At 51.2% G+C, this 14,708-nt stretch carries 18 protein-coding genes; all 18 read left to right on the top strand.

Annotation, left to right across the window (positions count from 1 at the left end; genetic code table 11):
* The first annotated feature begins 419 nt into the window (after positions 1–419).
* On the top strand, positions 420–1,172 hold the full coding sequence (locus PMI17_RS01870; RefSeq protein ID WP_007885481.1) for a FadR/GntR family transcriptional regulator: 753 nt from the start codon (positions 420–422) through the stop codon (positions 1,170–1,172).
* A gap of 14 nt (positions 1,173–1,186) precedes the next feature.
* Complete coding sequence (gene rpiB, locus PMI17_RS01865) at positions 1,187–1,633, top strand: ribose 5-phosphate isomerase B (RefSeq protein ID WP_007885480.1); 447 nt, start codon at positions 1,187–1,189, stop codon at positions 1,631–1,633.
* A gap of 21 nt (positions 1,634–1,654) precedes the next feature.
* On the top strand, positions 1,655–2,563 hold the full coding sequence (locus PMI17_RS01860; RefSeq protein WP_007885479.1) for an NAD(P)-dependent oxidoreductase: 909 nt from the start codon (positions 1,655–1,657) through the stop codon (positions 2,561–2,563).
* 14 nt (positions 2,564–2,577) lie between these two features.
* Positions 2,578–3,255, top strand: coding sequence for an amino acid ABC transporter permease (locus tag PMI17_RS01855; RefSeq protein WP_007885478.1), 678 nt, complete (start codon positions 2,578–2,580; stop codon positions 3,253–3,255).
* Positions 3,256–3,267: 12 nt separating this feature from the next.
* Positions 3,268–3,954 (top strand): amino acid ABC transporter permease, encoded by a 687-nt coding sequence (locus PMI17_RS01850; RefSeq protein WP_007885477.1) that lies wholly within the window; start codon positions 3,268–3,270, stop codon positions 3,952–3,954.
* Positions 3,955–3,970: 16 nt separating this feature from the next.
* Positions 3,971–4,696, top strand: a complete 726-nt coding sequence (locus PMI17_RS01845) for an amino acid ABC transporter ATP-binding protein (protein ID WP_007885476.1) — start codon at positions 3,971–3,973, stop codon at positions 4,694–4,696.
* A gap of 43 nt (positions 4,697–4,739) precedes the next feature.
* Positions 4,740–5,537, top strand: coding sequence for a transporter substrate-binding domain-containing protein (locus PMI17_RS01840; RefSeq protein WP_007885475.1), 798 nt, complete (start codon positions 4,740–4,742; stop codon positions 5,535–5,537).
* Positions 5,538–7,216: 1,679 nt separating this feature from the next.
* Complete coding sequence (locus tag PMI17_RS01835) at positions 7,217–8,113, top strand: integrase domain-containing protein (protein ID WP_007885472.1); 897 nt, start codon at positions 7,217–7,219, stop codon at positions 8,111–8,113.
* Positions 8,114–8,430: 317 nt separating this feature from the next.
* Entirely contained in the window at positions 8,431–8,778 is a 348-nt protein-coding gene (locus PMI17_RS24610) for a hypothetical protein (protein WP_007885471.1), read from the top strand.
* 99 nt (positions 8,779–8,877) lie between these two features.
* Positions 8,878–9,219: a hypothetical protein gene (locus PMI17_RS01825; RefSeq protein WP_007885470.1), complete on the top strand. Its 342-nt coding sequence runs from the start codon at positions 8,878–8,880 to the stop codon at positions 9,217–9,219.
* Positions 9,220–9,351: 132 nt separating this feature from the next.
* On the top strand, positions 9,352–9,624 hold the full coding sequence (locus PMI17_RS01820) for a hypothetical protein (RefSeq protein ID WP_007885469.1): 273 nt from the start codon (positions 9,352–9,354) through the stop codon (positions 9,622–9,624).
* Between the two features lie 69 nt (positions 9,625–9,693).
* Complete coding sequence (locus tag PMI17_RS01815; RefSeq protein ID WP_007885467.1) at positions 9,694–10,059, top strand: hypothetical protein; 366 nt, start codon at positions 9,694–9,696, stop codon at positions 10,057–10,059.
* Positions 10,060–10,171: 112 nt separating this feature from the next.
* Positions 10,172–10,783, top strand: coding sequence for a hypothetical protein (locus PMI17_RS01810; protein WP_007885466.1), 612 nt, complete (start codon positions 10,172–10,174; stop codon positions 10,781–10,783).
* A gap of 71 nt (positions 10,784–10,854) precedes the next feature.
* Positions 10,855–11,451, top strand: coding sequence for a hypothetical protein (locus tag PMI17_RS01805; RefSeq protein WP_007885465.1), 597 nt, complete (start codon positions 10,855–10,857; stop codon positions 11,449–11,451).
* A 74-nt stretch (positions 11,452–11,525) separates the two neighbouring features.
* Entirely contained in the window at positions 11,526–12,512 is a 987-nt protein-coding gene (locus PMI17_RS01800) for an ArdC family protein (protein WP_007885463.1), read from the top strand.
* 103 nt (positions 12,513–12,615) lie between these two features.
* Positions 12,616–13,554 carry a DUF1281 domain-containing protein gene (locus tag PMI17_RS01795; protein ID WP_007885462.1) on the top strand — a complete coding sequence of 313 codons (939 nt, stop codon included), beginning with the start codon at positions 12,616–12,618 and terminating at the stop codon, positions 13,552–13,554.
* The gene (locus PMI17_RS01790) at positions 13,551–13,862 is read left to right on the top strand and encodes a DUF5983 family protein (RefSeq protein ID WP_007885461.1); all 312 of its coding nucleotides are present in this window, start codon (positions 13,551–13,553) and stop codon (positions 13,860–13,862) included. The genes PMI17_RS01795 and PMI17_RS01790 overlap by 4 nt, the downstream gene beginning before the upstream one ends.
* An 89-nt stretch (positions 13,863–13,951) precedes the next feature.
* Complete coding sequence (locus tag PMI17_RS01785; protein WP_007885460.1) at positions 13,952–14,632, top strand: N-6 DNA methylase; 681 nt, start codon at positions 13,952–13,954, stop codon at positions 14,630–14,632.
* The last annotated feature ends 76 nt before the right edge of the window (positions 14,633–14,708 follow it).

Here is a 14,708-nt window from a genome sequence, read left to right as displayed (position 1 = left end):
TCAAAACGCTGATCATGCTGGCGATTCTCTGAAAAGGCCGCTACCGGGTTTTAACCCGTTTCGCTTCTGTATGCTTAACGCCGTGCAGTGCTCTGACAGAGAGGGATGACATCTCTACAGTAATGTTATCTGTGCATCGCCGGTTCATCAGGAATTGCCTGGTCGCCTTCATGAAGACAGCGTCTCCTGTGCTCCCGGCTGCTGACATCTACCTCGCGGGAGGATTTAGTTTTTACAGCAATGTTGTCTCCATTGATACGGCTACCCCTTCTGTTCACTTTGTTTAAAACATCTCTTTCCTTGTCAGTTTTCTACACAGCTCACAAAACGACCTGCTCAAATAAAGATCAACATCACGTTAATAATTAATCAACATATCTACCATTGGTATTACCATTAAAGACCACTGGTATTAAGACATGGAAATCAGGCGTGAAAAAGCAGAAAGCGGGAATGGCTACGATCGAGTAGTGAAATTTTTGCGCGAGCAGTTGCTGAATGGGGAACTCACAGCAGGGGACAGCCTGCTGCCAGAGCGCGAGCTCTCTGCAAAGTTAGGCGTAAGCCGGCCAGTACTACGTGAGGCACTCCGCGCACTAGCCATGATAGGGGCGGTTGAGATACGTCACGGTATTGGCACCGTTGTTACCAAGCCCGACGTTTCAATACTGGGGGAATTCTTCACCTTCGTGCTGGCCCACCAGCCCAATGTTGTTGATGACGTTATGCAGGCGCGTATCGCCATTGAACGTCAGGCGGTTCGCCTGGCCTGTCGCCGCGCCACGCAAAGTGACTACGATCGCCTGGCTGCCTGCCTGAGCGACATCATCGACACCATTCGTACGCCTGAGCTGGGTGGCCTGGCGGATTTCCGTTTCCACGAAACCATCGTGAACGCATCCGGGTCGCCAACGCTTATTAACATCTATCAGTCCATCAGCATGCTGATGCGCCGGTCTCACCTGGATCGCCGCGAACAGATCATTCAGGTCGAAGGTATTGAAGAGTTCCTGATTGACCACCACCGCGCCATTTTTTCCGCAATTGTCGAACGTGATGAAGAAAAAGCCGATGAGTTACTTGGCCGCCACTTCGAGATTGGTTCTGATTTTCGCCGCCGCGCCACCATACTCAAGGCCAGCAGCGGTTCATCGCCCCTCAATACCCCCTAAAAGGAAAACAGCAGATGCAGATTGTGATTGGCAGTGACCACGCAGGGTTTCACCTCAAGCAGGAACTGAAGCAGTGGCTGCAGGAGGCCGGCTATCAGGTTGAAGACGTAGGCAGCCATAACCCAGAGCCCGTTGACTTTCCGGATATAGCCCTGGCGGTATGCAGCAAAGTGCGAAGCCATGCAGGTCAGCGCGGCATTCTAGTGTGTGGTACGGGCGTCGGCGCAGTGATCGCGGCGAATAAAGTCAAAGGCATCCGTGCGGCAGTGTGTCACGACGTACATTCCGCTCACCAGTCGGTTGAGCATGATGATGTCAACGTTATGTGTATGGGGGCGCAGATTGTCGGGCCGTGGCTGGCGCGCGATCTGATTGCCGCCTTCCTCGAGGCTGAGTTCGTGTATGACGACGATTTTGTACGTCGCGTAGCGAAGCTCGCTCAGCTGGAACAACTCAATTAACCATCAAACTGGAGCATAACAATGAATAACAATTCTTCCGGCATTGTGGGATTCATCGGCCTTGGCGTCATGGGTCGCGAAATGGCGCGCAATCTGACGCAGGCGGGTTATACCGTACGCGCCTTTGATGTGGTTCCTGCGGCAGGCGAGGTGCTGCGTCAGTTCGGTGTGGACGTAGTGAGCGATCTCGTCAGCGCGACCCGCGATGCCGATATCGTTATTTCTATGCTACCTGATACCCCGCAGGTCGAAGAGATTGTGCGTGGTGAGGGTGGGCTGTTGAGTCATCCGCCGCGTGGAAAGCTCTTTGTCGATATGAGCACTATCGCCCCCGCTGCAACACGACAGTTAAGTGACGCGCTGCTCGCGGTGGGCGTCACCATGCTGGATGCGCCCGTGTCCGGTGGGCCGGTGGGCGCCAAAAACGGCACACTGACCATTATGGTGGGCGGCGATGCTGAAGGTTATTCCCGTGCTACCCCTTATTTGTCTGCGATGGGCACCACGCTTAACCACGTTGGTGCATCAGGGGCAGGGCAAACGGTGAAACTGTGTAATCAACTGATTTGCGGCATCAACATTCAGGCGATTTGTGAAGCGCTGGCACTGGCGCGTGCGTGGGATATCAACCTTCCGCAGATGCGCGAGGTGCTGATGGGCGGCTCTGCGGCATCCTGGATGCTCGACAAACTCGGCAGCTCCATGATTGAGGGCGATGCTTCCGCAGGATTCCGCATTGATTTGATGATGAAGGATCTACGTCTGGTGCTGGAGGCTGCGCAGAAACATCCTGTCCCGTTGCCCGCTACCGCACTTGTCGCCACGCAGTATCAAAATGCCCAGGCCTATGGCGAAGGCGCTAATGGTAATCAGGCACTGTTCAAAGTGTACGACCGCCTGACCGGTCAGAAGAACTCAGCAACGCAATAACCGGGGTTGATTTTATGATGCTCGATTTCACAGCAATTCTCGCGCAGTGGCAGCTCTTATGGAGCGGTGCGCTCCTCACTGCCAAACTGGCGCTGGTGACGACAATAACCGGCTTTTTGATTGGCACGCTGTGCGCCGTTGCGCGCCGTGCTGATGCGTTATGGCCGGCGCGACTGGCGGGCATTTATGTTGAGTCGATACGCAACACGCCCTTTCTGGTGCAGATCTTTCTGGTCTATTTTGGTCTCTCCAGTCTGGGCTTCTCCTTCAGTGCCTTCACGGTCTCCGTCATTGCGCTCACCATCAATGTCGGGGCGTATACAGCTGAAATCATGCGTGCCGGTTTCGAATCCATCCATAAAGGTCAGTGGGAGGCTGCGGAGACACTGGGGCTCAACCGCTGGCAACAGTACTGGCATGTGGCGCTGCGCCCGGCGATTGAACGGGTTTATCCCTCACTGACTAGCCAGTTTATTTTGCTGATGCTGGCATCATCCGTGACATCGCAGATCTCGGCGGAGGAGCTCACCGCAACCGCCAACTTCATCCAGTCGGAAACCTATCGTCCGTTTGAGACCTTCTTTGTTGTGGCGGGGATTTATATTGCACTGTCGCTGCTCATGCGTGTGATTTTCTGGCTGTTTGGTCAGGCGATCTTCCCGCGCCGCCGTCGTCTTGGCACCACGATTTAAGGAGACACGCCGATGAATATTTCTCTTAACTTTGCCCACCTGCAGTTTCTGCTTGAGGGCACAGTATGGACAGTGATCCTGTCGCTGATGGCCTTCGGCGGAGGTGGCCTGGTGGGGTTCCTGATTGCCCTGGGCCGGATTACGCCACTCAAGCCGCTGCGCCTGCTGGTCAGTGCCTGGGTGCAGCTGATTCAGGGGACGCCACTCCTGATAATTATGTTCATGGTCTACTTTGGCCTGCCGCAACTGGGTTACTCAATTTCGCCGCTGCTGGCTGCCGGAGTGTCGCTCACCATCTATGCCAGCGCCTATCTTGGCGAAATCTGGCGAGGCTGTATTCAGTCTGTACCACGTGCTCAGTGGGAAGCAGCCGAATGCCTGGCGCTGTCCCGCACTCAGCGCATGTTTAAAGTGATCCTGCCGCAGGCAGTGAAGCTGGCAACGCCACCTACCGTGGGATTCTCAGTGCAGATCATCAAAAACACGTCGCTGGCGTCGGTCGTGGGATTTGTCGAACTGGCTCGCGCTGGCCAGCTCATTAATAACTCAATTTTCCAGCCTTTTATGATCTACCTGATCGTGGCCGCAATTTATTTCTGCCTGTGTTTCCCGGTCTCGGCACTCAGCCGTCGGCTGGAACGTGGAGCACCACAGAAGCAAGCAAAGCGGCTGCAGACCATTTCGCCACGCGTTAACTGAGGCAAAGGATAAAACCATGTCAATCATTACGTTAAGCAACGTACAAAAGAGTTTTGGCCACAATCCGGTGCTGAAAGATGTCTCGTTTTCGGTCAATCAGGGGCAGGTTGTGGCTCTGATCGGCGCCAGCGGCTCGGGTAAAAGCACCGCGCTCCGGTGCATCGATCGGCTGGAAACCATCAACGGAGGCAGTATCGAAGTGTGCGGGTATAAGGTGGAAGACCCACAGGTCGATTTGCGGAAACTGCGCCAGGATGTCGGCATCGTATTTCAGAGCTACAACCTGTTTCCTCACCTCACCATTGAGCAAAACATCACGCTCGGTCCTGTCACCGTCAAGAAATTGCCGAAGGCAGAAGCCAGAAGATTAGCGCTCTCCGTGCTTGAGCAGGTCGGACTGGCTGACAAAGCGGACAGCTATCCTGAGCAGCTTTCCGGCGGGCAGCAGCAGCGCGCCGCGATCGCGCGATCGCTGGCGATGAAGCCGAAGGTCATGCTGTTCGATGAAGTCACCTCGGCGCTCGATCCTAAATTAACCGGTGAAGTGCTGCGTGTGATTGAGCGTCTGGCTGGCAGCGGTATGACCATGATAATGGTGACGCATGAGATGAACTTCGCCCGCAAAGTCGCTGATAAGGTGATTTTTATGCATCAGGGAAAAGTGCATGAAAGCGGCAGCGCCGCCATTTTGAAAGAACCAGAAACCGAAGCGCTCAGAGAATTTATTGCTAACGATCTCTAATTCACCCGCCATCGCTGTATCCCTCGTACTCAGGAGAATAATAATGAAATACGTAAAATCTATCGCCTTACTCGCCAGCATGATGACCGCCGTTATCACATTGCCTGCTTCCGCCAATGCGCTTGAGGAAATCCAGCAACGTGGTGAGCTTCGCGTGGCAACCGATATGTCGCTCCCGCCCTCAGGCATGCTCGATGCCGCAATGAAACCAGTGGGTTCAGATGTTGAAACGGCAGAACTGCTGGCAAAAGACTGGGGATTAAAGCTGAAGTTTATTGAAACCACGGGGCCAACACGTATTCCCAACCTGCAAACGGGCAAAGCCGATATTGTGATCTCAACGCTTTCTGTGACGCCTCAACGCGCGCAGGTTATTGACTTCACCCGCGCTTATGCCGGTTTGCGTTCGGTTATTGCCGCTCCTGCTGCCACCAAAGTCAGCGACTGGGCAGATTTAAAAGGGCATGCCATTACGGTGACCCGTGGTACCACGCAGGACTCAATGTTGAGTCAGGATGCAATGAAAAAAGGATTCACCGTTCAGCGTTATGACGATGATGCAACGCTTGTCACTGCAGCAGTGAGTGGTCAGGCCTATGCCGTTGCGACTTCAGCCACACTGGTTAATCAGATTAAAAAACAGAATCCCAAGTTAAGCTTTGAGCCAAAACTCACCTTAACGGTATTCGATCTCGCGATTGGTATTAAAAAGGGAGAGCCTGAGCTTAAAGAGAAATTAAATGAGTGGATTGCCACCAACCTGAAAAATGGCAAGCTCAACACGATTTATGAAAAGTACCATGGCGAAGCGATACCGGCTGAAATTCTGAATCGAAAATGATTTATTGGGTTTTAAAATTCTACTATGAAAGAGCGGCGCAGGGAGGTCGGCAAGTTAATCGCTCATTATAAATTAATTATTGAACAGTCAAGTAAATTGCTTTCTGGGGTTATGGATAGCCTTAGATTGTTGATTTCTTTTCTTTTGTTTATAGTATTGCAAATTAAATTAATAATGAAATTTTCATTGTGGTGCATGTAGTTAGATTGTGGGGTTGAATACGAAGAGGTGTTTTTTAAGGCTCAATTTTAGTGAGTTTGGGAGAGTCATTGTTGTGTTTGGCTAATGATTTCGTTATTATCTTTACTAGGGTGATGTTGAATGGTTGTTAAAGGGCTGCTTTTATAACATAGCACATGGTTGTGTGTTCGAGGAAGTTAATATTTAAATGGAAAAATTAAAAATCAGTAATGATGATTTAACTGTTTGGATCAATCAGTAGATCAAAGAAAGCATGTGCGATCAACTACAAATAATGTGTTTCTTCTTGGGTTAAATACACCTTAAATTGTACCCTCTCTTAAAAAACACAACTAAATCTTCCTTCATATATAATCCATGTGAATTCAACGCTAATTTCACTTTAATTTTCAAATGTGATATTTCTAACTTGGAAAGGTTTTTCTTCTTCAGGGAAAGATTGTGTAAATAAATCTATAGTTGTTTTTGGTGGTTTTTGAGTTTAATTTAATCGCCAATTCTAAGGCGGGCTTGATAAATTTAGTTATTTCATGATATTCCATATAAATACTTATTCAGTATTTGTTGAGATGTTTAATAACTTACATCGTCTGATTGACATTCCTACATAATGATTGATATGTTTTCAATTGTTGTAAGCCGCCACAAGGCGGCCACCAATGGTCCGGTAGCTTGAGAGGATCGCCTTCGGGTAGCTACGAAAACACTCCTGTAGCCTGAAAGGGAGAACACATCAGTGTGGTAAATCTGCTCGCTCCTGGAAGCAGATATCGTCAAAACATGCGCACCTACGACGCGACGATGGGAGTACATTAATCACACCAAAGTCAGGCTTTTACATACGCCTACGCCCTCAGACAATGCATCCACAATGATGCTTTTTTCAATTACGTTATGAGATTTGTCAGGGATACGCCCTGAGCTGCATACGACTTTTGCTATGACGCATAAGCCCATTTGGAACATTTGGGCGCTTGCGGAAGACGCATTAGGAGCATGAAGCTGCGCGGCGTCACTTTGGTTCGAGTGAAACGAGAACAAAGTGACGCGCGCAGCGCATAACGGTCAAACCCACGTACAGTGCGGTTTTCAGCATGCCGGTACATTCTGACGTGCACGTATTACGTGTTTTCAGATGCTCAACTGGCTATTTATAAACCATGACGCGACGTTAACGAACAACCCGTTAAGGACGTTTTATTAGAAGGAGAATGATCGACTCGGTATCGATGGCGACATCAGGAAACTGGTGTACGGAGGCAGACTGACTAACGTCAGCACGGCGCAAGCCGCAAACAGGTCAGAGACCTGGGGAGCCTCGCAAGAACTCAACATTTCGCCGCCCCGATGCACAGATACCAGTCGAGACGCAGGAAGCGCAAAAGCAACCGTGTCATCGGGGAAGAGATGTACAGATTCAGAGTCATAAAGCTGTGGGTTTATGGGCTTACAGCTGTAGGTTCTGAAGGAGATAAAAATTGTCTGGTAAATTAGGTAAGCAGCTCGTCACGCTCGCACGTCAGGGCGGAGGAAGTTTTAAAACGGTTTCTGATCGTTCAAAGATTGCCAGTCGCTTTTCTGAGCGACTGGCAACCCTTAATATTCAGATTCGGGACGTAAGCCATATTAAAACCAAGCATCTCGAAAATTATATTCGTAGTCGTCAGGATGAAAATATCTCGTCACGCACCCTGCAAAATGAAATGGCCGCTTTACGTTCAATCCTGTCACAAGGCGGACGTAACATTCTGGCTAATCCTGCACATGAAAAATTAAGTAATCAGGCACTGAATATTTCAGGAGCCAGTCGAGAAGGCTCTAAAGTTGCCATTTCTGATGAACGTCTCAGAGAAATAGTTTTAACGGTTTCAGAAAAAGACAGGGGGATTGCGTTAGGTATTCAGCTCGCCAGATATATTGGGCTGCGTGCAGAGGAAACGGTTCAGTCGGCAAAGTCACTTAAGACCTGGCGGAAAAATTTAGAAGCCGGAAGTAATAATGTTCGCGTTGTGTTTGGCTCTAAAGGAGGGCGTCCACGTGATGCCACCGTTTTTGATAAAGAGAAGGTTGTTAACCTGTTAAATGAAGCTATTCGCTACATAGAAAAAAATAACGGTAAATTAATCGATAAACCAATGCTTCATCAGGCGCTTGATCGTTATCATAACGTATTACGTGAAAGTGGAATGACCGGAATCCATGCACCTCACAGTCTCAGGTATGCTTATTCAAAAGATGCTGTAAATCATCATTTAGAAAATGGTATGAGTCGCAAAGAGGCTGAGGCTTTAGTTTCAATGGATCTTGGACACGGTGATGGACGTGGTGCGTACGTTGCCCGGGTTTATAACCGGATAGATGAGTCAGATGAATAAAAGGTTCTTGTAATTGGCTTTAAGCAAACGCTATTATTAAAACGCTTCTTACGTTGTCTTCGGACAACCACCAATGGTCTGTAGCTTGAGATGACCGCCTTCGGGTAGCTGCAAACAACACTCCTGAAGCCTGAAAGGGAGAACGCATCAGTGTGGTACATCTGCTCGCCTTTGGAAGCAGATATCGTCAATCACGGCTCCTACTGCCTGGCGATGAAGGTACATTCAACCATCCGGCTCCGGCTCCGGCTCCGGCCTTCGTCCTTCGGGGAAACATTCCCGACAGAGCAAATGTTTCTCTGTTTTCTGGAGAAACTATGTCCATAACCCGCTCGTTTCTGAATGAGTTGCGTACACCATTCGATCTGGTCCTTTCCGTTGCAACCCGCGTTGCATCTGAATGTCCTGACCTTAAGGCTGCACTCAGGGGAACATGGTGGCTTGCTTCACCTACCGGTCATTATGAATTTCGTTCCCGCGTCTGGTTTGACGATCAACGTTATCACGCCATTGTTATGGCAAGAACGTTGATTGCAGGCCAGCCAGGCGATGAATTCATCTTCAGCCGGCACGGGGAGCATTTTACCCACAAAGCTGCAGCGAAAGCCGCACAGCATGCCGCGTCTGATGCTGCGACTTTCAGGGTGTTCACCGCTCAGAAATAACAGCGCAATCGTCTGAAGCATACATTCGCTATGCGAATGCCCCCTCGGGAAACATCTTCCCGACAGGGCAGGTGTTTCCCGCTCAACAGGAGAAACACCATGCATACCGTTTTATTACCAACCTCCTTTTCCATACAAGACATTTTTTCAGCCACCTCTGCTGCAGCGTTATCCCTGTGGGATCGCGCCGCTGCCGGTAAAAGAAAAGAAGAGTGGATAACGAACCGGGCTGGCTCACTCTGCTTTAAGGTTCAGGTTCATCAGTTATCGTCAGGAAAATGGACGGCCGGCATACTTACCCGTTCCGGTACGTTTTACGGTAATCACCGGTTTGGTTCTCTGAATAATTCGGATGAGGTATTCCGCTCTTATCGTCAGGCTCGCCGTTTTGCACTAAAGCTGGCGAATCAGATGGCAAACCTGCGTTATGCATATCAGTAAGGGAAAATGGAATATGACTATTTCAACAAACTTTCTGGCAATTGGCCGATTAGAATCTTTCTAATCTGACTTAACCCTGTGGGGATTTATTCCCCATCAGGGGGATAAATCCCCTTTTTTTGAGGATTTATCATGACACCAATTTCCGTACCGCCCCAACACGTTACCTATACCGTGAAGCAGAGCGGATGGATATCCCCGAGCCAGTGGCACAGTTTTACCCTGGCAGTCACTGAAGCATTCTGGCTGTTACCGGTTCATCTCCGTCCGTGCTCGCCAACTGACGGTACACGTCTGGAACGCGCGTCCATGATGTTTACTCACCCCGGGGCTTTTGAATTCGACTGGGGGCTGGTTTCAGAACTTGAGTTCGCGCTCGAAGAACTGAAAACCGACAAACGCTGACTTTTAACTTTATGCACCTGGAGGAGATACCCGCCTCCAGGCGGTATCCCTCCCTGAGGAGATATACCGATGCGATTCTCTACACCAAATGATGTACTCAGCTTCATGCTTCAGCTTGAAAGCGAACTCGTCGGGATCCGTGCACTTGAGAATATCGAGTGTGATTACTATGCAGATCCAGAGTGTATGAGCCTTATACACAACGCTCTTGAGTACGTAGGTAAGCAACTCGGTGAATTTGAAGAGGCCAGTATCCAGGGAGAAACAGCAACCTGCTCAGCGCTCGCGCTGGAGGTGCAGGAAAATCTTCACCTGATAGCGGTGGATATCTACGAATACCACTGGAACCGCTCAATTGAAGAGGGCCGCTGGGAATATCGTTATAACAAAGCTGTGGTTGCATGCGATGACACAGATTTTTTAATGACCATTTAGGGTAAAAACCTTAACCCTCCTTCCGGGATTTACTCTCCGGACAGACCAACTTAACCCAACGGGGATTTACCTCCCTGTGGGCGGTAGATCCCCTTTTTAATGGAGATTTACCATGACACATACACCAACCGAGCCTCTGGTCCTTCCGGGCGTTTACCAGTTTGAGCAGGGAGCGTCCATAAATGATGAACAGTGGTTCAGGTTTACCGACGCAGTTAAAGAAGCCTTCTGGCTTCTTCCCGCTCAGCTCCGGCCTTATAAGCAGCTGGGTTTTGACATGAACCGCGCGTCAGAACTTTTTGACGAAGAGGGTTCGGTCACGTTCAACCATAAGGACGGCGAAGGCTACTGCCTGAATCCGTTCTATCTCAGGCAGACGCTTTCGGATAATTTTCGGCCATACCGTAAAGTGGAGAGCCAGCGATGCAAACAGGATTTATTCGTGCGCATCGTGCTGATTCTTCTGCATAACCTATGCCCAGAAAGCTATTACATAACCAGTTCCTGTCCGCAAAGCTGGCGTTTCGCGCAGCGATGGCTGGCATGGAATATGGATATGTTTACTAAAGCACCTGAAAAAATACCTGCATCGTTTGTTATACCTGGCGCAATTGAACACCTGCTGCTGGTAAAAACCTCCGGTCCCGGTAAGCAGGTCACCACTGAAGAGTGGGAAGCCATATCAGGCATTGAGTTCTGGCTAGCTCAGCAGCACAACAGCTGACCTGTATACCCATCCTTCCGGGATTTGCTCTCCGGAAGGAGACAGATCCCGCTATTACAGCAGGTGATCCTATGTTTACTTTCAACAGTGACGCGCTCGCGCAGCTGTTTCATGAAACCTACTATCAGGCTATGTCAGTCAGGCTTGTTATCTGTTCGCAGGAAGGTTTGTTCCTGGAGTTCAGGAACGGATTACCCGGTCAGCTTTTCTACCGCAAAGAGCGAATTTATGCGCTTGAATACAGCGGTGGGAGTACCGATCCGGGCGTGCAGGTAGAACTGAATTTTGGTCAGATCTCTGAGACGTACGATCTCACTGTAGATGACCCGGCCTTTTTCAGTCCCATAACGCCGGCAGACAGGGTGGTTGTTCTGTCTGTCCGTTCACCCTATCAGCTGAAGCGCAAAACCATCAGCTGGCTCAGTCAGCGTAAACTCGCGCTGTTCTGTGAACGGATCGACCTGATGAGGACTTCGGATTTTTGTGACTGCAGCTGCGACGAAGAGCGGGCCCAGTGGTTCGGTTCGGCAGCTTCAATGCTTGAAGAAGCAATGTTTACTGACAGTAAGCGGCATGACCGCCACGCTTTCTATCATTCCAGGCGGCAACTCCGGTTGCGGCTGAACAGCATAACCGCCGACGGAAAGATTATTTCTCCGGTGCGTTAACCACTTCCCCTGACGGGCGTATTTCTCGCCCGGCAGGGGAGGGATGCGCCCTTTTTTCATTTAAGGAACATCCCATGACCAAACCAACCAAAACTCGTCGCACGAAGAAAACTGAGAGCGTCGATCTGTACCAGAAGGTCACTGACCGTATCGTTGAGGCACTGGAGAACGGCGTCGCGCCATGGAAAAAACCGTGGCGCACTGCTGGCCGCTGCGCCGCAGCGGGTCCGTTACCGGTTAATGCCTTAACCGGTAAGCCTTACAGCGGCGTAAACGTGCTGCTGTTATGGCTGGCCGCAGAGGAAAAAGGATACAGCACCGATCGCTGGGTAACGTATCGTCAGGCGCAGGAGCTGGGCGGTCAGGTTCGCAAAGGTGAAACGTCATCAGAGGCCATTATCTTCAGACCTTTTGAAAAGCAGGCTGAGGATGCCAGCGGAAACAAGCTGTTTGATTCCGACGGTAAGCCGCTGATGGAATCGCGGGCCATGATAAAGCCTAACTTCCTGTTTAACGTCGAGCAGTGTGACGGTTTACCGGACAGTGTTGCGGCTGTACCGCATGAGTCTCCCGTAGCTGAATACCCCGGTACGATCGACTGGCCGACGGAAAAACGGATATGTGAGATTGTGCATATGGCGGGCGTTAAGGTGGAGTTCAGATTACAGAACCGGGCCTGTTACGCCAGACACACTGATTCCATACTGATGCCGAAGGCTGAACAGTTTTTTACCCACGCCGACTACTTCAGCACGCTGCTGCATGAAGTTGTGCACGCCACCGGCCATGAGTCACGACTGAACCGCGAAGGCATAACCAAACCGTCGAAAACCTTCGGCGACCCGGTGTATGCGTTTGAGGAACTGATAGCGGAGATGGGCAGTGCGTTTCTGTGCGCTCAGCTCGGCGTGTTTGGCGACGTTCAACACGACAGCTACATAAAATCGTGGCTTGAGGTACTGAAGTCGGACAAAAAAGCCCTCTTTCGTGCCTGCCGGCACGCGAGAGAAGCATCAGAGTTTTTACTGCAGTTAGATCAACGTGCGGCTGAAGCTGCATAACACACCAATCCGGCATCGTTAAGTAAACGCGTTGCCGTCCCGTGAGGGCATTGTTCCTCACGGGACAGTGCCCTCTTTTTTTTGAAAAAAAGAGGAATTAACCATGTCAGACTGGTGCCATAACCGTTTAGAAATCACCGGAAAATCCGCGCTTATCAGCATCATGGAGGAGTGGATCAGCGGTGAAGCCGTACCGCTTTACCGTCACGCCGTCATGCGCAGCATAAAGCTGTTTCTGGCGGGGTATGGCGGCCTGCTACGTCCGGTTAAAACGGAGTCTTTTCCGCCGTTTCCCGGGTTAATGCAGAGCGGAACGGGACAGGGCACGCCGGCGAACCTGGCGTTTGATCAGTGGCTCGGTTTACTGCGCAATGACGTACCGCTTGACGGGGAGCATCTGCGCAAAATTGAGCGGCTTTACCATCAGTCGGGTATCGACGCGATCCGCTGGGACAGTATTCCGGACGTTTCACGCAGACATATCGCGCGACTCATTGAGGAACGCTATGCAGACTGGTTTGGTATTGCCACGCTTTCCCGGGAAATCGACCCGGGTCAGTGCTGGGAACGACTGAGTCAGCTGCCTGACAGGGCTCAACCATGCGATATGCTGCAGATAATCCCGAGCCGGCTGGCTGCCGAACTGAACGGAAGTGGCGGACTTCTGTCCGGGGCGTCTACGTCCTGCAGCCTCTATTGCCGGCAGTACGGTATGGAGTGGCCGGCAGGTCACAACGTCAGCTGGGAACGTGATGGCGTCAGCAGCATAAAACTTGCGTTTGATTCCGCCTGGTTCCCGCCGGCGGCAGAGGTCATCGCGGCACTGTCATCTACCTTTGACTGTGAAATTCGGCACTGGTACAGCGAGCCGGTTCACGATCTTGATGGTTATGACTGTTACGATCGGGGCGAGCACGTCTGCAGTGCTGAGGCGATTATTGACGAGCTGGACGACGGCAGGCCCGGGCTTCATCTGGTGCCGGTCGTTGAACCTCATGAACCAGAAGGTGCAACATCCGTTCAGCAGGCGGTACAGGGATGAGCGGCAACAGTGAGTACCTTCGCTGTCGGGTTATTTCGACGGCTCACCTCAGCGCAGAAGACAATGCGCTGCTGGATGAAATCACGACCCGTGAAGTCGGAAACGGTGAGTTGGTCCACTATATCGGCGGGGGCTATCTTCTGCGGTTAACCGCGTGTACCGCGCCGGTTCTGCGGCTGAAAGAAGCCGGGTTATCGAAAGAAGCCCGCCGCGTGATCGCTTCATTGGTGCGTTCGGATGCCGTGGAAATCCTGATTTTTGAATCAGAGGCTCCGGAGGCGGAAGGATTCACTACGTACAGCTGGTAACCAAAAAAGGCGGGCCGTAAGGCTTGCCTCATACCCTGAGGGGAACACCTCCTCAGGGGCGTGTTCCCCTTTTTTTATGGAGAACACGCATGACTTATATCAACCATCGCAGCGCATTCCTGAAGATTTTCAACACCACGGCCCGTTATCATCACCGGCACAAAGTGTTTGAGGACTTCGTCAGCTGCGCGGCCATTGCCCTGCACAACGGCGTTGCGCACGATGCAGAGCTGGAAAAGCAGTATCTGAGCATAATTGTCGGCTACGAGAAGGAAGACGTCACCCGGATGGCTGAGTTACTGGGTCACGTCGTGATGGCGCTCGATCAGGAACGTTGTGATTTTCTCGGCAGCGTTTTTATGGAGCTTGAGCTGGGTGATAAGTATCGCGGCCAGTTTTTCACGCCGTGGGACGTATCGCGAATGATGGCATCAGTGCAGCTTTCCGGCATCGATGCGCTGATGCAGGGAAAAGATTTCATTACCCTGCAGGAGCCGGCGAGCGGTGCAGGTTGTATGGTCATCGCCTTCGCTGAAGAGTTTGCTCAGCGCGGTTACACGGTCTCAGAACAGCTGTGGGTATCTGTGACGGACGTTGATCCACTGGCCGCCAGTATGTCCTATATACAGCTCTCGCTCTGCGGCATTGCGGCAGAGGTTGTGACCGGAAACACGCTGACGCTTGAGCGGCGTCGCACGCTTTACACCCCGCTGCACTACACCGCCAGGTGGGCAGCAAAACTCGGCATCGCAGAGCAACGCGCAGCCTGACCATAACGCCTCTCCGGAGGCGTTTTTTTTGCGGGTCAGTATAGAGTTTGCGGTGGATACCGCCTCCCCGGCAGGG

Origin of the sequence: Pantoea sp. GM01 (assembly GCF_000282675.1) — a bacterium.
In the GTDB taxonomy this organism is placed as follows: domain Bacteria; phylum Pseudomonadota; class Gammaproteobacteria; order Enterobacterales; family Enterobacteriaceae; genus Pantoea; species Pantoea nemavictus.
Note: the sequence above shows the minus strand (reverse complement) of the source record. Positions and strands in the feature narration are given on the sequence as shown.